Annotated in this window: 15 protein-coding genes; 7 read left to right on the forward strand and 8 right to left on the reverse strand. The window is 72.1% G+C overall.

The annotated features are described in order from the left end of the window. Window positions 1-9: 9 nt before the first annotated feature. The 4 genes from mrdA (at window position 10) to K7C98_RS17630 (ending at window position 6595) form a co-directional block, all read left to right on the forward strand. Window positions 10-2247: a penicillin-binding protein 2 gene (gene mrdA, locus K7C98_RS17615; protein ID WP_224192838.1), complete on the forward strand. Its 2238-nt coding sequence runs from the start codon at window positions 10-12 to the stop codon at window positions 2245-2247. A gap of 37 nt (window positions 2248-2284) precedes the next feature. Continuing rightward, window positions 2285-3403, forward strand: coding sequence for a rod shape-determining protein RodA (rodA, locus tag K7C98_RS17620; protein WP_224192839.1), 1119 nt, complete (start codon window positions 2285-2287; stop codon window positions 3401-3403). A 363-nt stretch (window positions 3404-3766) separates the two neighbouring features. Further along, window positions 3767-4606 carry a DUF2259 domain-containing protein gene (locus tag K7C98_RS17625; RefSeq protein WP_224192840.1) on the forward strand — a complete coding sequence of 280 codons (840 nt, stop codon included), beginning with the start codon at window positions 3767-3769 and terminating at the stop codon, window positions 4604-4606. 90 nt (window positions 4607-4696) lie between these two features. Then, window positions 4697-6595 carry an amidohydrolase gene (locus K7C98_RS17630; RefSeq protein WP_224192841.1) on the forward strand — a complete coding sequence of 633 codons (1899 nt, stop codon included), beginning with the start codon at window positions 4697-4699 and terminating at the stop codon, window positions 6593-6595. A 3-nt stretch (window positions 6596-6598) separates the two neighbouring features. Here K7C98_RS17630 and K7C98_RS17635 read toward each other — a convergent pair whose 3' ends face one another. From K7C98_RS17635 to K7C98_RS17650, 4 genes are all read right to left on the reverse strand, one after another. Beyond that, window positions 6599-6988 (reverse strand): VOC family protein, encoded by a 390-nt coding sequence (locus K7C98_RS17635; RefSeq protein WP_224192842.1) that lies wholly within the window; start codon window positions 6986-6988, stop codon window positions 6599-6601. 127 nt (window positions 6989-7115) lie between these two features. Next, window positions 7116-7493 carry a fluoride efflux transporter FluC gene (locus K7C98_RS17640; protein ID WP_224192843.1) on the reverse strand — a complete coding sequence of 126 codons (378 nt, stop codon included), beginning with the start codon at window positions 7491-7493 and terminating at the stop codon, window positions 7116-7118. Window positions 7494-7497: 4 nt separating this feature from the next. Continuing rightward, window positions 7498-8616 carry a hypothetical protein gene (locus tag K7C98_RS17645; protein WP_224192844.1) on the reverse strand — a complete coding sequence of 373 codons (1119 nt, stop codon included), beginning with the start codon at window positions 8614-8616 and terminating at the stop codon, window positions 7498-7500. 89 nt (window positions 8617-8705) lie between these two features. After that, a complete protein-coding gene (locus tag K7C98_RS17650) occupies window positions 8706-9194 on the reverse strand; it encodes a hypothetical protein (RefSeq protein WP_224192845.1) in 489 nt (162 codons plus the stop codon). Between the two features lie 345 nt (window positions 9195-9539). Between K7C98_RS17650 and K7C98_RS17655 the strand changes: the two genes are divergently transcribed. Next, on the forward strand, window positions 9540-10751 hold the full coding sequence (locus tag K7C98_RS17655; RefSeq protein WP_224192846.1) for an FG-GAP repeat domain-containing protein: 1212 nt from the start codon (window positions 9540-9542) through the stop codon (window positions 10749-10751). A 14-nt stretch (window positions 10752-10765) separates the two neighbouring features. Here K7C98_RS17655 and K7C98_RS17660 read toward each other — a convergent pair whose 3' ends face one another. Both K7C98_RS17660 and K7C98_RS17665 read right to left on the reverse strand, forming a co-directional pair. Next, window positions 10766-12610, reverse strand: a complete 1845-nt coding sequence (locus K7C98_RS17660; protein WP_224192847.1) for a hypothetical protein — start codon at window positions 12608-12610, stop codon at window positions 10766-10768. 134 nt (window positions 12611-12744) lie between these two features. After that, a complete protein-coding gene (locus K7C98_RS17665) occupies window positions 12745-14625 on the reverse strand; it encodes a hypothetical protein (RefSeq protein WP_224192848.1) in 1881 nt (626 codons plus the stop codon). A gap of 82 nt (window positions 14626-14707) precedes the next feature. Here K7C98_RS17665 and K7C98_RS17670 point away from each other — a divergent pair, with 82 nt between their 5' ends. Further along, window positions 14708-15472 carry a PP2C family protein-serine/threonine phosphatase gene (locus K7C98_RS17670; protein ID WP_224192849.1) on the forward strand — a complete coding sequence of 255 codons (765 nt, stop codon included), beginning with the start codon at window positions 14708-14710 and terminating at the stop codon, window positions 15470-15472. Between the two features lie 131 nt (window positions 15473-15603). Beyond that, window positions 15604-16356, forward strand: coding sequence for an MYXO-CTERM sorting domain-containing protein (locus K7C98_RS17675; RefSeq protein ID WP_224192850.1), 753 nt, complete (start codon window positions 15604-15606; stop codon window positions 16354-16356). A gap of 87 nt (window positions 16357-16443) precedes the next feature. On the opposite strand, the gene K7C98_RS17680 is transcribed toward K7C98_RS17675, so the two are convergent. Next, window positions 16444-17889, reverse strand: a complete 1446-nt coding sequence (locus tag K7C98_RS17680) for a formylglycine-generating enzyme family protein (RefSeq protein WP_224192851.1) — start codon at window positions 17887-17889, stop codon at window positions 16444-16446. After that, window positions 17886-19364: a sodium:solute symporter family protein gene (locus tag K7C98_RS17685; RefSeq protein WP_224192914.1), complete on the reverse strand. Its 1479-nt coding sequence runs from the start codon at window positions 19362-19364 to the stop codon at window positions 17886-17888. The genes K7C98_RS17680 and K7C98_RS17685 overlap by 4 nt, the downstream gene beginning before the upstream one ends.

The following is a 19364-nucleotide window of genomic DNA, read 5'->3' on the forward strand; positions in this document are numbered from 1 at the left end:
CATGACCCGATGACCAGCTTACGCGAGCCCGACGACCTGCGCGCCCTGCGGCCCCGGCTGCAGGCGATGGTCGTCGTGGTCCTGCTCGCGTTTTTGGTCCTGCTCGGCCGCCTGTGCCAGCTGCAGGTGCTCGAGGGCGAGCACTACGTGCGCCGGGCCGAGCGCAACTTCATCGACACCATCGAGGCCCCGGCGCTGCGCGGGCGGATCTTCGACGCCCAGGGCCGCCCGCTGGCCAGCAACCGCCCGGCCTACACCCTCTACGTCACCGCCCGGCCGCGCGTCGTCGTCGAGACCGACGACCCCAAGGCGCGCTCGCAGACCGGCTCGCGTGTCCCGCTGAGCGACGCCCAGATCGACGCGCTCGCCGACCTCGTCGACTTCGTCGACGCCGCCGACCGCGAGCAGTTCGTCGCCGCGATCGTCCGCCGGCGCGACCGCGACGAGGGCATCTACCCGTTCGCCGTGCGCGGCAACCTCACCTGGCAGGAGTTCGCGCGGATCCAGACCCGCAAGGACGCCCTCGGCGACTGGCTGGAGATCCGCGAGTCCGCGCGCCGCTTCTACCCCGCCGGCGAGCTCACCGCCTTCGTCACCGGCTACGTCGGCGAGATCACGCCCGAGGGCCTCGCCCACTCCGGCGGCTCGTACCGCCCGGGCGACCGCGTCGGCAAGACCGGCATGGAGCGGCAGTGGGAGAACTACCTGCGCGGCCGCCCCGGCAAGCGCTCGCGCGTCGTCGACGTCCACCACCACCCGGTCAAGGATCCGCCGCGCGACGCCCTCGCCGCGCTGCCGCCCGACGAGGACCCGATCCCCGGCCAGGACGTCTACCTCACCCTCGACCTCGACCTGCAGCGCGTCACCGCCGAGGCGTTCGCCGACAAGCCCGCCGGGGCGCTCGTCGCCATCGAGCCCGACACCGGCCGGATCGTCGCCATGCTCAGCGTGCCCGCGATCGATCCCAACCGCTGGCAGCAGCCGATCGGCCGCGATCAGTACAAGGCCTGGAGCGAGAGCCCGCTCAAGCCCTTCATCGATCGCACCGTCCAGGAGCACTACTTCCCCGGCTCGACCTACAAGGTCGTCTCGGCGCTCGCCGCCCTCGACGACCCCACCTTCGACCCCGAGAAGACCATCACCTGCGACGGCTACGTCAATTACGGCGGCCGCCGCTTCAAGTGCACGCACAAGCACGGCCCGGTCAACCTCGAGCAGGCGATCGTCCAGTCGTGCAACGTCTACTTCTACACCCTGGCGATCGACACCGTCCTGAGCCTCGAGCGCATGGAGCTGTTCGCGCGCCGGCTCGGCCTCGGTGAGCGCACCGGCATCGGCATCAACAGCGAGGCCAAGGGGCGCATCCCGACCGAGGCGTTCGAGGCGCGCGAGGGCACCTACCAGCGCGGCGTCCGCCTCAACAGCGCCATCGGTCAGGGCAACGTCACCGCCACCGTCCTGCAGGTCGCGGTGCTCTACGCCGCGATCGCCAACGGCGGCCGCGTCATGACCCCGTACATCGTCGACCGCATCGAGACCCCCGACCGCCGGCTCGTGCTGCAGAACAAGCCGCAGGTGCGCCGCGACCTCGAGCCGGTCCTGCCCGCCGACCGCGACCGGATCCACGCCGGCCTCACCGGCGTCGTCAACAACGAGCTCGGCACCGCCTACAGCGAGCGGCTCGGCACCGTCGTCGTCGCCGGCAAGACCGGCACCGCCCAGGTCGGCGCCCTCGACAAGAAGACCAGGACCCCCAAGGTCGGCCCGATCCCCGGCTTCGACTTCACCCAGGACCACGCCTGGTTCGCCGGCTACGCCCCCGCCGACGCGCCCAAGATCGTCGTCGTCGCCTTCGTCGAGCATGGCGGCGTCGGTGCCGACGCCGCCGCGCCGATCGTCATGAAGGTCATCGAGAGCTACCTCGGCAGCCGCTCCGAGACCCCCCAGCCGCGCCGCGCCGGCGGCGTGCCCCCGCCGCTGCCCGGCCAGCGCAACAAGGACCCCCTCGGCGACAGCGCCCCCGGCCCCGACCGCGCCGTCGCCCTCACCGGCGCCCGCCTGCCCGGCGACCGCCCGCTCGGCCCCCCGCCGCCCAAGCCCGAAGAGACAGGCTCCTCGGGACATGTCGCAAAGACCAGCCCCTCGCCGGGCCCCCGCGGCGGCAAGAAGAAGCCGAGCAAGAAGCAGGCGAGCAAGAAGCAGGCGAGCAAGAAGCCGGCGAGCAAGAAGCAGGAGGTCCTGCCGTGACCGCGCTCGGCCGCAGTCGGACGCTGGAGGACCTGCCGTGACCGCGATCGGCCGTCCGCGCTCGGTCGTGCGCCGCGCCGTGCAGTCGATCGACTGGGTGATCGTCACCCTCGTCGCCGGCATCGTCGCGCTCGCGCTGATCAACCTCAACAGCGCCGGCGCCGGCGACTGGAGCGGCAAGATCCAGGTCCAGATCCGCTGGCTCGGCCTCGGCACGATCGCCGCGCTGATCGTCGCCGCGCTCGACTACCGGGTCCTGCACCGGCTCGCCTACGCCGCCTACGTGTTCGGCCTCGGCCTTTTGGGGCTCGTCCCCCTGATCGGCGTCATGCGCAACGACGCGCGGCGCTGGCTCGAGCTCGGCGACTATCAGTTCCAGCCCTCGGAGCTGATGAAGATCCTCCTGATCGCCGCCCTCGCGCGCTACCTCAGCGACCGGCCGAGCAAGGCCCCGCGCAAGGTCCGGCACCTGATCGTCCCGTTCATCATGTTCTTGATCCCGGTGGCGCTGATCGTCAATCAGCCCGACCTCAGCACCGGCATCATCTGCAGCCTCGTCTCCATCACGATCCTGGCCCTGACCGAGCTCTCGCTGAAGAGCATCCTCGCGCTGATGACCACCGGCGTGACCCTCTTCATGCTCGGCTGGGCCTTCTTCATGCACAAGTACCAGCGCTCGCGCATCGACGTGTGGCTGAACCCCGAGGCCTACGCCGACAACGAGGGCTACCAGACCATCCAGGCCATGATCGGCGTCGGCAACGGCGGCTTCTTCGGCCGCGGCGTCCGCCAGGGCACCCAGAACACCCTCGACTTCCTGCCCTACGGCGACACCGACTTCCCGTTCGCCGTCTACGCCGAGGAGTGGGGCTTCCTCGGCGCCGCCATGGTCCTCGTCATGTTCGTCGCCCTGGTCCTGTGGGGCCTCAGCCTCGCCTCCCAGGCCCGCGACCGCTTCGGCGCATTGCTGTGCGTCGGCGTCTCGTCGCTGTTCTTCTTCCACGTCATCATCAACGTGGGCATGGTCCTCCAGCTCCTCCCCGTCACCGGCATCACGATCCCCTTCTTCAGCCTCGGCGGCTCCAACGCCCTGGCGATGATGCTCGGCATCGGCATCCTCATGAGCGTCAGCCGCTCCCGCCACCAGCGCGGGTGATTCGCATCCCCGTCCATCTCGCCCGAAATCGGCCGCGAGCTCGCCCCTCAGCTCGGTCTGCCGGTCGACGCCGCGATACACCGTCTCGCCGGTATCGCCGATGCACGACGCATCGATCGCTAGCCCGCCGACGGACGCAATATTCACAGATGATTCCACCGCCGAGGAGCGCGACCTGCTCTAATCGGAATACACACCCGGAATCCGCCCCATCCTCTCGGGTCGTCTGCGCGGCGACCTCGGCGGGCAGATTCGTACGAGTGCGAGCAGGAGCATCCTCGCCTGCCCGCATGGCACCTGCTCGAACACCTCGCCCCCCGCAAGAACTGGCGCCCGCCCCCCTCCCCTGTTAAACCCTCCCCCATGCGCTCCCGCCTCGTCTGCGCCGTCCTGCTCGCCAGCGCCTGCACCGCGTCGAATGGCCCCACCACCACCGCCGCCCGTCCGGCCACCCCGCAAACCGAGGCATCCGCGGCTCCCACACCGCCGGCCGCCGGGAGTTCGGCCTCCGCGACGCTCGGCGCTCCGTACGAGCGAGCGGGCGATCCACGCCAGCAAATCGATCAACTCACCGTCTGGGGATGGTCGCGCGACGGCCGCTATTTCGCGTTCGAGACCTTCGACGCCGGGCCCGGCGCGGCCCTGTGCGAGGGGGCAGCGCGGCTGTTCGTCGTCGACACCGACAGCAACATCCTCGTCGACGGCGGCTACGTCGAGGTGCGGCACAATTCGCCCGACTCGCAGCCCTGCGATCCGCCCGACCTGCGCGCCGCGCTGGCGCCCCGGCGCACCGCGCTGCTCGAAAGGTACGCCATCGAGCCCGGCTATTTGCTCACCCCGGCCGAGCCGCAGGAGGCCGCCGCGCCGCGCCCGGGCGTCAAGGCCTACGCCATCCTCCTGCCCTCGGGCCAGACCGCCACCGCCACCCTCGAGGTCCTCGGCGGCGACCGCGAGCGCGCTTACGAGGGCAAGGGCGCGGCCTTCAAGCTCGACCTCACCCTCCCCGATCACACCACCGTGCAGATCGAGCCGGGCGTGCGCCTGCGTCCGTACATCTGGAATTACGACCTCGACCGCGGCCTCGTGTTCACCAGCCCCGACGGCTCGCACATGGCGATCATGACCGCCACCACCGAGCTGAGCTTCGAGGGCGACCGCACCTCGTGGATCGCCAGCACCTTCCGCCTGCCCGCCGGCTCGTGAGCACCCGGCGGGCCGCGACGGTGGTGCGTCCGGCCGTCTCGACAGCAGACGGCCCGGTGCTATCGATTCGCGGACAAGGCCGCACGCACGATGATTCGCCTCGTCTCGCTCACCACGATCACCGCCGCGCTCCTCTCGTGCAGCTACAGCTACAGCTCGGGCGCCCCGAATCAGCCGAGCCGCGGCCTGCCGACCGCCGGCAAGCCCGCGCGGCAGCCCAGCACCGGCAAGCCCGCGCGCTCGGCCGCGGTCCAGCCGCCGGCGCCCGACAAGCGGCCGCCGACGACCACGCCGCGGCCACCGACCCGACCGGTCGGACCGGCCCGCGCGAGCGCGACGGACGTCGACCGCGTGTTCCACGGCGGCCCGGTGATCACCATGCGCGTCGACGACGCGGGCAACCCGATCGTCGCCGAGGCGCTCGCGGTCCGCGACGGCGAGATCGTCGCCGTCGGCGCGCAGGACGACGTCATGGCGCTCGTCGGCGAGCGCACCGAGACGATCGACCTCGCCGGCAAGGCCTTGTTGCCCGGGTTCATCGACGGTCACGGGCACCTCGGCGCCGTCGCCACGCGCAGCGAGCAAGTCCAGCTGGCCCCGCCGCCGCTCGGCACGATCCGCACGCCCGCCGCGCTCCAGCGGGCGCTGCGGGCCGACATCAAGCGGCGCAAGCTCGTCGGCGGCCAGTGGGTGGTCGGCTGGAACTACGACGAATCGCGGCTGCCCGGGGCCCGACAGCTCACCCGCGCCGACCTCGACGCCGTCTCGAACATGCACCCGATCGTCGTCTATCACCGCTCGGGTCAGCTCGCGGTCGTCAACACGCCCGCCCTGCGCCTGCTCGGCATCGACGCCGGCACCGCCGATCCGCCGGGCGGCCTGATCGGCCGCAAGACCCGGTCGCGCGAGCCCAGCGGCGTGCTCGAGGACAGCGCCGTCCTCCTCGTCACCCGCGCGTTGCCGCGGCAGGGCGACGAGGAGCAGGCGCGGCGGCTGATCATGGCCGAGCGCCAGTACGCGCGCCGCGGCTTCACCACCGTGCAGGACGGCCCCGCCGCGCCCGACGAACTCGAGGCGTTGCGCCGGCTCGCGCGCGCCGGCAAGCACGTGGTCGACGTCGTCGCCTATCCCGTCGTCACCAGCGTCGCCGACGCCGAGCAATGGGTCGGCCAGCGCTTCGGCGCCTACGAGCGCGGCCTCAAGCTCGGCGGCATCGAGCTGGACCTCGACGGCACCCTCGACACGCGCACCGCCTGGCTGTCCACGCCCTATGCCACCCCGCCGCCCGGCAAGCCTCGCGGCTGGCGCGGCGAGGCCGTCATGGCGGCGACCGAGGTCGAGCAGATCCTCGAGCTCGCGCTCGATCAGAAGTGGCAGGTCGTCGCCCACGCCGACGGCGACGCCGCGGCCGATCAGCTCCTCGACGCCTGGGAGCGGGTGCTCGAGCGCCGCCGCGTCAAGGATCAGCGCCCGGTGCTGCTGCGGGCCCAGACCGTGCGCGAGGATCAGCTCGACCGCATGCGCGACCTCGGCATGGTGCCGTCGTTCGCCAGCGCGCAGATCTTCCACCTCGGCGACTTTTATCGCGACACCGCGCTCGGCCCGACCCGCGCCGCGCGGCTCGACCCGGCCCGGTCCGCGCTCGACCGCGGCCTCCTGTTCACCCTGCAGACCGACGCACCGCGGCTCCCGCTCGACCCCATGCAGCTGCTCGCCGCCGCGGTGGTCCGCACCACCGCCGGCGGCAAGGTCCTCGGCCCGCCGCAGCGGATCCCCGTGTTCGACGGCCTGCGCGGCCTCACCAGCAGCGGCGCGCATCAGCTGTTCGACGGCGACAGGAAGGGCGAGCTGACCGTCGGCCGCGTCGCCGACCTCGTGATCCTCGACCGCAACCCCCTGTCCGTTCGGACAGCTGACCTCAAGGACATCCGCCCGCTCGCCACCTACCACAAGGGCGCCCCGATCTACGAGGCGAAGCCGCCGCAGTGACGCTCACGCCGGCGGCGGCGCGGCCCACTCGACCAGCTCGATCACCACCCCGTTCGGATCGGTGATCTGGAACAGCCGCTCGCCCCACGGCTCCTCGCGCAGCGGCATCGTGATCGCCACGCCCTCGGCCTGCAGCCGCCGCTCCTCGCCCGCCAGGTCGGTGACGACGAACGCGACGATCACCCCGGCCGCCCGCTGGTCGCGGAAGCCCGGCGGCAGCACCTCGATCCCGCGGCGCAGCAGCACGACGTTCATGCCGGCGTCGTCGCGCTTCAGCGACGCGAACCCATCGGCCGCCATCGCCTCGTGAAACCCGAGATGTTTGATGAAGAAGGCGCTCGACGCAGCGACGTCGTCGACCGTCAGCGACACGGCACAGCCGGTGATCTGCACGCAGTACTCCTCTTGTCGGCGGGACCGACGGCGCCTCGCCGCATTTCCCGTACGACGTAAAAACTATACGACGTACATGATTAATTCAAGAAAAATTTCAACCACTCCCGCCGCGCTTTCAGCGCGCTCAGGGGGTGACGAAGCGGCCTGCCAGCCACGAGCCGAGCGCCACCATGAGCGCCCCGCCGCCGACGTGGAGCGCGAGCTGCACGGCGAGCGGCGTCCAGCGGGCGGCGCCGGCCAGCTCGACGGTGACCAGCGCGAACGTGCTGTAGGTCGTGAACCCGCCGAGCAGCCCGGCGACCACGATCGCGCGACCTGGCCCCTGGGACAGCAGCGGCGCCAGCACCCCGATCGCCAGGCAGCCGAGCAGGTTGACCGCCAGCGTGCCGACGTGCGGCAGCGTCGCCTCGGCCCAGCGGTCGACCCTGAGCGCGAGGGCGAAGCGCAGGCACACGCCGCAGCCGCCGGCGGCGAACAGGCCGGCCCAGTGCCAGGCGCTCATCGCCTCAGCCGGCCCGACCGCTGGCACCGACCGCCCCCGAGACCGACGCGCTGGCCTTGAACGACACGTTGATGCTGACCGACGCCGTCGCCACCGCCGACGCCGCCGCGGTCACGCACGCGATCGCCTGCTCGCCGGCGCCCTGGAGCTTGCCGCGCAGCTCGCCGCCGAGGCGCACCAGCGTCTGCACCTCGCCGGCGATCTCGCGCCCCAGCTTGACCTGCGCGGCGATGAGGACCGGCAGGTTGGCCGACAGCGACGTCACCAGCCTGGCCAGCGCCTGGGCGTCGCTCGACGTCTTGACCTCGAGCTGCGGCCGCGAGCACTGGGCCGAGAACTTCACGCTCGCCTCGCACGAGGCCTTGCAGTCGGCGTCGACCTTCGGCGGCGTCACCTTGCCCTCGCACTTCGGCGCCTGCCAGGTGCCCTCGCACGAGGCGTGGCAGGTCGCGTCGCACTGGCCCTGGCAGGTGCCGTCGCACTTGCCGGCGCAGCGGCCCTGCGCGTCCTTCACCGCGCAGTCGCCCTGGCACTGGCCCGAGCAGCGGCCGTCGCACTGGCCCTTGCAGGTGCCCTGGCAGCGCCCCGACAGCTTGGCCGGCGTGCACTGGGCCACGATCTGCGCCGGCTCGACCTCGACCTTGCAGCGGCCGTCGCAGCGGGCCCGCGCCGACGCGTCGACCTCGCACTTCGGCGGCGTGTAGGCGGCCTCGATCTTCACCCCGCCCTTGAGCAGCCCCTGCACCTTGGCCGTCACCGCCCCGCACGCGGCCTGCGACGCGGTTGCGTTCTGGTTCGGCTGCATCGCCGCCGCCGCCACCCCGATGTCGGCGCCGATCTTGCGACACGCCGACGTGACCTCCGCGTCCCACTTGACCGCCAGCCGCTGCAGGTCCTTCGCCGCCTGCACGAACGCCCCGACCTTCGCGTTGAGCTCGGCCCTGGCGGTGTACCGGACCCCGAGCGCGTCGCCGCCGCTCGACAGCGCCGGGCAGGCGATCCCGCCGGCCACGTTCGCCAGGTTGGACGTCGTCTGACCTGCCCCCGAGGACAGGAAGTTGCACGCGCCGGCGACGACGGCCGCGGCGAAGGTCACGGGGAGGACGCGCGAGGTCTGCGGCATGGCCGCGAGTGTTGCAGGTCGCCTGGGACCGCGCAATCGCGCCCGGGTTCACGGCGTTCCGCCGGATCCACTCGCAATGAATCGCGGCCCTAGCACGAACCGACCGGGCAGCTGTGCCGGCCGTCGCCGCAGTCCGACGCCGGCTCCGTCCGGCCGTCGGGCAGGGCGCAGCGGACATCGCAGCTGCTGACGCTCTCGCACACCACCTCGCCGCTGATCATCACCACCTCGCAGCTCGACAGGTTGCGACAGTCGACCGCGCAGTCGGCCCCGCACGCGACATCGCAGTTGCTCACCGACTCGCACTGCACCGTGCAGGCGTCGAGGCACTCGAGGTCGCAGTTCGAGTTGTCGTGGCACGACAGGTTGCACATGTCGCCGCAGCCGGCGTCGCAGTTGCTGACGCTGGAGCACTCGGCGTCGCAGCCGGCGGCCGGGCAGTCGAGCACGCAGTTGTCGCCGCCCTGGCAGCCGCACGTCGGGCCCGCGCAGTGGCCGGGCGGAGGCGGGCCGCCGCAGGCCCCGAGGGCGATCGAGGTGACGAACACGAGCATCCCGAGGAGTGAAGCGCCGCGCATGAGCGGACCCTACCACGACCACGCGAGCGCGACGTCGACGCCGCGCCGGCCCCGCGACACGGGCGAGCGCCCGCGTCGCGAGGCCTGCGCGCGACACCCCGAGCGCGCCATCCCGGCCCGCCGGCTCGCGGCCGGGGAGCGCCCTGAGCAACCGTCGCCGCGGCCCCGGGCGGATCCACGCGGCCGGCCCGCGACCGACCGCGTGGATCCGCCGCTGCGGCCCGCCTGCCCTGCCGCTTGCGTGGCCGCGGGCCGGCGCACACAAAGCCGACGATCGCCCGATCTGCCGCTCGCCGACATGTCTCTCGAGACATGCGCGATCGGCCTCCTCCAGGAGAGCTCGCCATGACGAAGTTGACCGAGGTCGGCATGTTCGCCGGCCTGATGATGCCGCTCACCGGCGCGCCCGAGGTGCGGGCCGCCGATTTCTCCGAGCCCGAGATGTGGATCGAGGACTTCGGCGTCAGCAGCGGCTGGCGCCTCGACCGGCACCCGCGCTTCCTCGCCGACGTCGACGGCGACGGCCGGGCCGACATCGTCGGCTTCGGCGAGCAGGGCGTCGTCGTCGCCCTGTCGACCGGGGACTGCTTCGCCGAGCCGAGGACGTGGGTCGACAACTACTCGTACAGCAACGGCTGGCGGGTCGACAAGCACCCGCGCTTCCTCGCCGACGTCGACGGCGACGGGAAGATGGACGTCGTCGGCTTCGGCAACGACGGCGTGTTCGTGTCGCAGTCGACCGGCTCGAAGTTCCGCCCGCCCAAGCTGTGGGTCAAGGACTACTCGATCTCCACCGGCTGGCGCATGGACCGGCACCCGCGCGTCCTCGTCGACGTCACCGGCGACGAGCTGCCCGACATCGTCGGCTTCGGCGCCTCGGGCGTGTACGTGTCGCGGTCGACCGGCACGAAGTTCACCAGCCCCAAGCTGTGGCTCGACGACTTCGGCTACGACCAGGGCTGGCGCGTCGATCGCACCCCACGCCTCGTCGGCCGCGTCGACGGCGACAAGAAGGCCGACATCGTCGGCTTCGGCAACGACGGCGTCTACGTCGCCCGCGCCGGCGACGGCTCGTTCGCCAGGGCCAAGCTGTGGCTCGACGACTTCGGCTACGACCAGGGCTGGCGCGCCGACAAGCACGTGCGCATGCTCGGCGACGTCGACGGCGACGGCCGCGAGGACATCGTCGGCTTCGGCGACAAGGGCACCCTGCTGGCGCTGGCCAGGTCCGGCAAGTTCTCCGGCGCCAAGCGCGTCCTCGACGACTTCGGCGTCGACCAGGGCTGGCGCGTCGACAGGCACGTGCGCGTGCTCGCCAGGGTCGACGACGACGACCGCGTCGACATCGTCGGCTTCGGCCAGAAGGGCGTGATCGTCGCCACCGCGAAGAAGGACTCGTTCCGCGAGCCGAAGCGCGAGGTCGACGAATTCGGCCAGGCCCAGGGCTGGCGCGTCGACGTCCACCTGCGCGTCCTCGCCGACGTCAACGGCGACGGCCTCCTCGACATCGTCGGCTTCGGCGACTACGGCACGATCGTCGCGCTCGCCGAGGGTTGACTGGCGAGAGGGGCTCAGAGCGCGAGCTTGGCCAGGAAGATGTCGGTCTTGCCGGCGGTCGTCAGGACCTCGCCGGCGATGTCGATGTTCTCGCTGAAGGAGCCGAGGACGACCACGTGATCGGCGGAGTCGGTGGCGACGCCCGCGAGCCAGTGGTAGCCGGCGCCGGCGCCGAGGCTGACGGCGTGGAGGAGCTCGCCGGCGGGATCGTACTTGGCGAGGAACGCGGAGGTGTTCGGGCCCGCCGTCAGTTCGGCGCCGCCGCCGAGGTCGACGGTCTGGTTGAAGATGCCGCCGACGATGACGTTGCCCGCGGCGTCGGCGGTGATGGCGTCGATCCGCGAGGTGCCCGGTCCGCCGAGGCGACGGCTCCACAGGTGGTCGCCGTCGGCGGCGAAGACCGCGACGAAGCCGTCGAAGTTGCCCTCGTGCATCAGGGGACCGCCGCCGAAGTCGAGGACGCCGTCGAAGTGCCCGCCGACCAGCACGCGCCCCGCAGCGTCGGTGGCGAGCGTCTGGATCCGCTGATCGCCGGCGTCGCCGAAGCGCTGGCTCCACACGTGCCCGCCGTCGCCGTCGAGCTTGGCGAGGAACACGTCGCGGCCGTTGGCGAGCATCGGCCCGCCTCCGTAGTCGAGCTGACCGACGAAGTACCCGGCCTGGAGGAGGTCGTCGTCGCCGTCGACCGTGGTGAGGGCGTACTGATGATCGGCGCTGCCGAAGCTCTCGGCCCACTGGTACCCGCCGCCGCCGTCGAGCCTGGCGAGGTAGATGTCGACATCACCCGCGCTGGTCAGGGTCGCGGGGCCCAGCTCGAAGTTCGCGTTGAAGACCCCGCCGAGGATCACGTCGTCGTGGCTGTCGATCGCGCAGCTCACACCGATCTGGTTGTCGGGACCGTGGTAGATCGCGCTCCACTCGTGCGCCCCGCCGGCGTCGTAGCGAGCGACGGCGATGTCCTGCGCGCCGGTGCTGGCGAGCGTCCCGCCGCCGAGGTCGCCGGCGCCTTCGATGTTGGCGGAGAGGACGACGCCGCCGGCCGCGTCGAAGGCGACCTCGCGGCCGTACTCCTGGCCGGCGCTGCCGAAGCGACGGCTCCAGACATGGTGGCCGTCGCCGTCGAAGCTGGCGAGGTAGCCGTCGTACAGGCCGGCGCTGACGAGCGCCCCGCCGCCGAAGTCGAGGGCGCCGTAGAACCTGCCGGTGATGGCGATGGCGTCGTCAGGGCCGACGACGAGGCTGCTGGTCTCGTTCTCCAGCGGGCCGCCGAATTGCTCGACCCACAGCGCCGCGCCGCACTCGGGGACATCGCCGAGGCAATTGTCGTCGGCCGGCGTGCTGCAGTCCTCCGGGCTCGGGGTCACCTCGCCGACACAGGGCCCGAAGCCGCTGCCGTCGTCGGCGCAGGTGCGAACCCCCGCCTTGCACACGCCGACGTCGCGGGTGCCGTCCGGGCCGCTGTAGCAGTCCTCGCTGGCCCCCGGCTCGCACACGCCGTCGGTGTCGCTCGTGGTGGTGGTGTCGGCGGTGTCGGTGGTGGTGTCGCCCGTCGTCGAGCTCACCGGCATCGAGGTGCCGGTGGTGGTGTCGTCGTCCGTCGTCGAGCTCACCGGCATCGAGGTGGTCGGCGCCGACGTGCTGGTGCTCCCGCTCTCGGGGTCGCCGGAGGCCGTGGGCTCCGCGGTCGTCTCGGTCGCCGTGGTGGTCGTCGCGCCGGTCGTCGTCGTCGTCTCGTCCGTCGTCGCGCTGCCGGCGACGTCGTCGCCGCAGGCCGTGACGAGCAGCAGGAGCGCCGCGGCTGCGCCGCTGGCCGCGCGCCGGAGGGGGTGGATCGTCGGCTCGGTGGTGCTCTCGGACATGGCGTGACCCCATACCCCGGGCCGACGATCGCCGGCATCGATCACCGTGCGGAGGGCCCCCTCGGCGACGAGCGTCAATTTGCGTAGTCGGGCGCGCTCGCGGCCGGGAGGCCGGCTCCGCCGCCGAGCCGGCGCTACTGCTTCGACCACGCGATCAGCAGGTCGGCGAACTGATCGACCAGGCCGGCCATGGCGGGCCCGAGCGAGTTGGTCTCCTCGTAGTGATTGCCCTCGGCCTCGGTCACCCACGGCATCACGTCGGCCAGCACGAAGTCGTACTCGGGGATGATGTAGCCGAGCTCGTCGTTGCCCAGGCCGATGATCCAGCGGTACTGCAGGCCCATGCGGTCCTCGATGTACGGCCCCTTCGGCGCCGCGTCGAGGTCGGGCGGGTTGACGTTGTCGGGCTTGATCAGCGGCACCCCCGGGGCGTTGATGTGCGAGCCGTCGTAGCCGCCGACCTGCAGCTCGGGCAGCAGCTCGCCGGGCACCGTCAGCATCTGGATCGGGCCGAGCTCGACCAGGCCCATCTCGGTCTCGATCTCCGCCTTGCCCGGCATGTCGGCGTTGAACACCTCGCGCTCGAGCACCATGAGGTCGAAGAACAGCTTGAAGTTGGTGTTGGTGACCGGGGCGCGGAACCGCTTGGCCGCGAAGCGCAGCGTCGGGCCCGTGATCTCCTCGCCCAGCTCGACCGCGTCGAGCGCCATCTCGCCGAGCATCTGTCCGACCGAGTCGGCCTTCTCGAAGCTGGCCGCCTGGTGCGTCTCGCCGTCGGGGTTCTCGACCTTGACGCCGAGCGTCGTCATCATCCCGCCGACGGCCCCGTTGATGTAGATCGCCGGCCCGCCGAGCCCCGGCTTGCCCGCCGCCGTCTGCCACGTCGAGCCCTGCTCGACCGTGCGGCGCAGCGCGTGCACGAAGTCCGACGTCACCAGCAAGTTGTCGTTGGCCAGCGTCTCCGGGTGACAGCCGTAATTGACGAGCGTGGCGATCGGCAGGCCCTCGGTGTCGACCAGGTGCGCCGCCGACAGCGTCTCGTCGGCCACCCACGGGTCGCGGGAGTCGCGGAGGACGTTGGCCATGCCGTTGTCGTGGTACGTCGACACGTCGACCTCGCCGACGCGCATCGACCCGACCTCGCGGATGTCCGCGAACGCGCCCTTGACCGCCGCGACGATGGTCTCGCGCACCTGCTGGCGGTAGCCCGGGTCGTAGCCCGACGTGAACAGGTCGACGCCCCACAGGCCCATCGTGTCCGGGCCCTCGTGGTTGTGCGTCGCGTGCACGATCAGGTAGTCGACCTCGACGCCCTCGTCGGCCAGCATGTCGCGGACCACCTGCACGTCGTTGTTGAAGTAGCCGACGGTGTCGATCGCCACGATCGCCAGCGTCGACTCGCCCTGGCGCAGCCCGATCGCCCGCGCCCACAGCCCGTCGCCCTCGCCCACGAGCCCCTGCGTCGCGTCGCGGACCCCCAGGGCCGGCCGGTTGTGGCCGAACCCGGCCATGAACAGCGGCTGCAGCTCGCCGTCGCCCTCGCCCATGTCCGGCGCGGTGTAGCCGGGGTCGCCGGGGCACTTCTGGTCGCAGCCGCAGTCGAGCAGCATGTCGTCCGCCGGCTTCCAGCGGTTGTCCATGTCGACATCGACCCACTTCTCCCAGCAGTTCGGCACCAGCGACAGCACCGCCGCGCCCGCCTCGAGCGGCGCGCCGGGCTGCGCCTCGCACCCGCCCTGCGGACCATCGGGGCAGAACAGGTCGGGCGGCTCGCCGGGCGGCTCGCCGGTCGTGCCCTCGCTCGTGCTCGAATCACCGGTCGTCGTCGGGGTTGTCGCCGTGCCCGTCGTCGTCGGCGCCGTGTCGGTGGTGGGCCCGGCCGTCGCCGCGGGCTCGGTCGTCCCGACGGTGTTCGCCGAGTCTGACGCGTCGTCGCCGCCGGCGGTGGGGTCGAGGCAGCCGCCGAGGGTGAGGCTGGACAGGGCGAAAATCCGGCTGCATCCACGCGAGGTCATCGGCGCTCCAGGTCAGATCCGCGCCAGGATACGCCAAGCCGCGCCGCGATCCCAGCGAGCCCCGTGCTACTGTCCCGCCGCCATGGGGACGCGGCACTACGGCTACACCGACATCGGTCGGGTGCGCAGCCGCAACGAGGACGCCTTCCTCGCCGACGCCCACCTCGGCCTCTTCATCGTCTGCGACGGCGTCGGCGGCCGGGCTCGCGGCGAGATCGCCAGCCAGGAGACGGTCGAGTTCATCGTCGACTTCGTCAAGGGCGACGCGACCGACATCGAGATCGCGCGGATCGGCGGCGGCGTCGACTCGGCCGCCCGTCAGCGCCTCGCCAGCCTGGTGCGCGGGGCGATCCAGAGCGCCTGCTACATGGTCCACACCATGGGCGAGATGGACCCTGACCGAAGGGGCATGTCGACCACCGCCTCGGTGGTATTGGTCGCCGGCTCGATCGCCACCGTCGCGTGGGTCGGCGACTCGCGGGTGTACCTGTGGCACGCCGGCGAGCACGTCCAGCTGACCGACGACCACACGCTGGTGAACGTGCAGATCCGTCAAGGCAGGCTGACGCCCGAGGCGGCCAAGCTGTCGCACCTCAAGCACGTGATCACCCGCGCCGTCGGCCACCGCGAATTCGTCGAGGTCGACGTCCGCCAGCTCGAGCTGAGCCCCGGCGACAAGCTGCTGCTGTGCAGCGACGGCCTGCACGAGTACCTCGACGAGCCCGGCGTGCTCGCCCGCCTGTTCACCGCCGACCTCGCCACCGCCGCCCGCGAGGCCGTGCGCCACGCCAACGCCAACGGCGGCCGCGACAACATCACCGCGCTGTTCGTCGAGTACACCGGCTGAGTCGGCCCGTCGCTCGGGACATGTCCATCAAGACATGTCCAATATAACAAGGGCCACCGTGACACGGCGGTCGTGAGCGCGACAGCCTCGTCGCGGTGGACCAGCCGCCGGCGCGCTGCTACTCCACCGGCATGTCCTCGCTCGGCCTGCGCATCTCTGCCCTCACGATCTCGCTGCTCGGCGTCGTCCCGGCGGCGGCGGCCTCGATCCCCGTCACCACCGGCGAGACCGACTCCGACACCTTCCCGGACCCCGACACCGGCGAAGGCTCGATGCTCATCACCATCGTCGAGCCGGCCACGGGCGACGTGTTCTCGGGGACGCCCGACGCCGCCGTTTCGGTGACCATCGAGTTCGAGGACATCTTCGACGGCAAGGAGATCCACCTCGACAGCCGGACCCGGCTCGACGGCGACGGCCCGTGGACCACCGTGAAGGAGGACGTGTGTCCCGCCGGGCCCTCGCCCTGCACGATCCAGCTCACCCTGTCGCCGGACACGTACATGCTCTACGCCTGGGCCGAGGGCCCCGGCGGCGCCACCGAGTCCGACGTCATCGGCATCGAGGTCGTCGACGCCGCGGCGACCGACACCGACGCCGGCGAGACCGAGAGCTCGGACGGCGCGACCGAGGGCCCGGGCGGCGCGACCGAGGGCGAGACCGAGAGCGGCGGCGCGACCGACACGGCCCCGACCAGCTCCGCGACCGGCGAGCAGCCCGGCGGTGACTCGAGCGGCTCGACCACCGGCGAGGCGCCCGACTCGTCCGGCGACCCGCTCGAGGGCGACAAGGGCTGCGGCTGCACCGCGGGCGCGACCGGCCCGGACATCCTCGGCCTCGCCCTCGCCGCCCTGCTCGTCCCCTGGCGCCGGCGCCGGCGCTAAAGGTTGGGGCTCACCTGCCCCTTCGATGGGACATGTCCGTATGAACATGCCCCAGAGGGCATGCCCCCAGGGACATGCCCGAAAGCGCTACTGCTGCACGTCGCGGACGCAGCGGGCCGCCAGCGCCGTCTCGGACCCGACCATCAGCATCCTCCACGGCTCGTCCGGGTCGGGCGGCGTCGTCTCGGCCATCTGGACGGCGGCGCCGTCCTCGGCCCAGAACGGCCCGGGTCCGCGGAACACGGCCGTCAGCTGCTCGACCTCGGCCAGCCGCGGCAGGCGGAAGCCGGTCAGCGCCTCGGCGCCGTAGGGCACGCGCAGGCCGGCGCAGAAGCGGCGCGCCTCTTCCTGGTTGACCGCCTCGACCACCCCGCCGAACAGCTCGAGCGCGCCCTCGGAGCGGACGATGGGGATCGGCGCGACGGCGGCCGGCACCTGCAGCGGCTTGTCCGCCTCGCGCAGGTCGGCGGCGCAGCGGAAGCCGAGGCGGTGGTCGGCGCCGACGACGTCCCAGCCCTCGAGCTCGACCCCGGGGAACCTCGGCGGCCGCGACTCGCGGGCGCCGCGGCGCTGGCCGAGGTTGCCGTACTTGTACACGTGGCGCAGCGGCTCGCCCTTCGGCGCCTCGCAGCCGGGCTTGTCGCCGCAGAACGCCGCCTGCTCGAACACCGCCCGCGCGACCGCCAGCGGCCCGTCGGCGGCGCGGAACGCCTCGGCGACGAACGGCTTCAGCGCCGCGTCGCCCTCGTACACGTCGGCCGTCCACTCGATCGCGTTGCTGCCCATCCCGCGCAGGCCGAAGTATGAGCTGTCCTCACGGACATGTCCCGCGGGATAGAGGCCCTGCGGGATGTCGTCCTTGATCTGGTTGCCCCACGGCCACACGCGCGCGTCGGGCCCGCGGCCCGCGTACTCCCACTCGGCCTCGCTCGGCAGGCGGCCGCCGGCGTGGCGGCAGTAGTCCTCGGCCTGCTTGTGGCTGACGCACGTCTGCGGCAGCGAGTCGGCCACGTGCGGCTCGACGTCGCGCCCCGGATCGACCTGTCCTTCGGGACACTGGCTGGGCGTGCAGGCGCCGGCCGCGACGCAGGCCGCGTAGGCGGCGCGGGTGACCTCGTGGAGGTCCATCCAGAAGCTGCGCACCATCTCGTGCCGCGGCGGGTTGCCCGACCAGCGCACCGCCGGCAGCTCGCGCGACGGCGACGAGTTGAAGTGCTCGGGCACGTTGCCCATCACGAACACGCCGCCGGGGATCTGCACCCGCTGCACGTGTTCGGTGTCCCACAGCGCGAGCGGCACGCACTCGCCGTGGATGTCGCGCCCGCTGCCGCGCCCGCACGCCGGCTTCTCCTTGGCCGCCTTGGCCTTCTCGGCCTCCGACAGCTCGGTCACCTTCGTCAGCTCCGTCAGCGGCCGCGCGTCGCCGACCGGCACCGGCGCGGGCGGCGGGGCGTCGAGCGCGGCGTAGCGGCGGCTCGTGGCCTCGCAGGCGACGAGACCCAGGGAAACGACGAGGAGCACGCGGGTGGTCATGGCTGGCGGAACTCGAAGTGTTGCAGGTGGGACTGTGGCATGGGCGGGGTCGCCAGCGACAGCACGAACATGGTCGCCGCGTTGAGCACCAGCCCGACCGCGCCGATCTGCAGGTCGAGCGGGTTACACCACGCGTACAGCGACGGCGCCAGGATCTTGGCCAGGAACAGCGCGAACGCGACCCCGAGCCCGACGAACAGGCCGGCCTCGGCGGCCACGCGGTTGGCCCGCCGCCAGTACAGCCCGAGCATCACCGGCGGCAGGAACTGCACCGGCACCGCGTACGCGAGCAGCAGCAGGTCGACGATCGACACCTTGCTGGCGACGACCAGCATCACCAGCCCGAGCCCGAACAGCACGACCACGCCCCCTCGCATCAGCCGCGTCTGGGCCCGCTCCGACAGCGGCACGCCGAGCCCCGAGACGAGCACGTCGCGGACGAAGATCGACGCCCCGCCGTGCAGCAGCGCGTCGCCGGTCGACATCGACGCCGCCAGCACCGCGGTGCAGAACGCCGCGAACACCCACGGCCCGCCGATCTCGGGCCGGCTGACGAGCCACAGCAGCACGCTCTCGTCGCGCGGCGCCCCGGGCAGCAGCAGCGCCGCGTAGCCGAGGAACAGCAGCGGCACCAGGAACACCAGGAAGCTCGGGTACGTCACCGCCGCGTACTGCACCGCCCGCGCGCTGCGGCCGGTGAAGCACTTCATGAACACCTGCGGCCACATCGCGAAGCCGAGCGTCGACATCACGATCTCGGCCGTGTACTGGAACGAGCTGGTGCCCGGCGGCGGCCCGGGCAGCGTCAGGTACTCCGGGTGCTCGGCGATCACGCGGTCGAACATCGGCGCGACCCCGCCGAACAGCTGCCCGGGGATCGCCAGCCCGAGCCACCACACCACCGCCAGCATCGCCACGCCCTGCAGCACGTTGGTCCAGCCGACCCCGCGCATGCCGCCGAACATCACGTAGGTCGCGACCACCGCGTACACCGTGGCCGCGCCGAGCAGCGGCGACCAGCCGAGCGCCAGGCTCATGACGATGCCCGCGCCCTTGAACTGGATCGCCAGGTACGGGATGAACGCCAGCAGCGACGCCGCGCCCATCACCGTCGTCACGCGCCGGCTGTCGTAGCGGGCCCCGATCAGCTCCGCCTGCGTCACCAGCCCGAGGCGCGCGCCCATGCGCCGCACGCGGGCCCCGAAGTAGAACACCGGCACGAACGCCGCGGCCCCGTAGGCCAGCATGTAGAACGCGTCCGAGCCCTTGCTGATGACCCGCTGCGGCGTGCCGAGCAGCGCGTACGCGCTGAAGATCATCGCCCCCATGACGAAGTACATCAGCACCGGCCCGAACGAGCGCTCGCCGGTGACGAAGTCGTCGGTACCGCCGCTGCCGCGCCGCCCGGCGACGAGGCCGAGGGCGAGCGAAGCCGCCAGGTAGGCGAACACGGCGTACGGCGCGACGGCGCCCAT

Source organism: Nannocystis pusilla, assembly GCF_020073745.1.
Classification (GTDB): domain Bacteria; phylum Myxococcota_A; class Polyangia; order Nannocystales; family Nannocystaceae; genus Nannocystis; species Nannocystis radixulma.

What these genes read in the sequence shown, in the direction of transcription:
- mrdA (WP_224192838.1), top strand. Translation starts at nt 10, where the DNA reads ATGACCAGCTTACGCGAGCCCGACGACCTGCGCGCCCTGCGGCCCCGG.
- K7C98_RS17625 (WP_224192840.1), top strand. Translation starts at nt 3,767, where the DNA reads ATGCGCTCCCGCCTCGTCTGCGCCGTCCTGCTCGCCAGCGCCTGCACC.
- K7C98_RS17630 (WP_224192841.1), top strand. Translation starts at nt 4,697, where the DNA reads ATGATTCGCCTCGTCTCGCTCACCACGATCACCGCCGCGCTCCTCTCG.
- K7C98_RS17640 (WP_224192843.1), bottom strand. Translation starts at nt 7,493, where the DNA reads ATGAGCGCCTGGCACTGGGCCGGCCTGTTCGCCGCCGGCGGCTGCGGC.
- K7C98_RS17645 (WP_224192844.1), bottom strand. Translation starts at nt 8,616, where the DNA reads ATGCCGCAGACCTCGCGCGTCCTCCCCGTGACCTTCGCCGCGGCCGTC.
- K7C98_RS17650 (WP_224192845.1), bottom strand. Translation starts at nt 9,194, where the DNA reads ATGCGCGGCGCTTCACTCCTCGGGATGCTCGTGTTCGTCACCTCGATC.
- K7C98_RS17655 (WP_224192846.1), top strand. Translation starts at nt 9,540, where the DNA reads ATGACGAAGTTGACCGAGGTCGGCATGTTCGCCGGCCTGATGATGCCG.
- K7C98_RS17660 (WP_224192847.1), bottom strand. Translation starts at nt 12,610, where the DNA reads ATGTCCGAGAGCACCACCGAGCCGACGATCCACCCCCTCCGGCGCGCG.
- K7C98_RS17665 (WP_224192848.1), bottom strand. Translation starts at nt 14,625, where the DNA reads ATGACCTCGCGTGGATGCAGCCGGATTTTCGCCCTGTCCAGCCTCACC.
- K7C98_RS17670 (WP_224192849.1), top strand. Translation starts at nt 14,708, where the DNA reads ATGGGGACGCGGCACTACGGCTACACCGACATCGGTCGGGTGCGCAGC.
- K7C98_RS17675 (WP_224192850.1), top strand. Translation starts at nt 15,604, where the DNA reads ATGTCCTCGCTCGGCCTGCGCATCTCTGCCCTCACGATCTCGCTGCTC.
- K7C98_RS17680 (WP_224192851.1), bottom strand. Translation starts at nt 17,889, where the DNA reads ATGACCACCCGCGTGCTCCTCGTCGTTTCCCTGGGTCTCGTCGCCTGC.
- K7C98_RS17685 (WP_224192914.1), bottom strand. Translation starts at nt 19,364, where the DNA reads ATGGGCGCCGTCGCGCCGTACGCCGTGTTCGCCTACCTGGCGGCTTCG.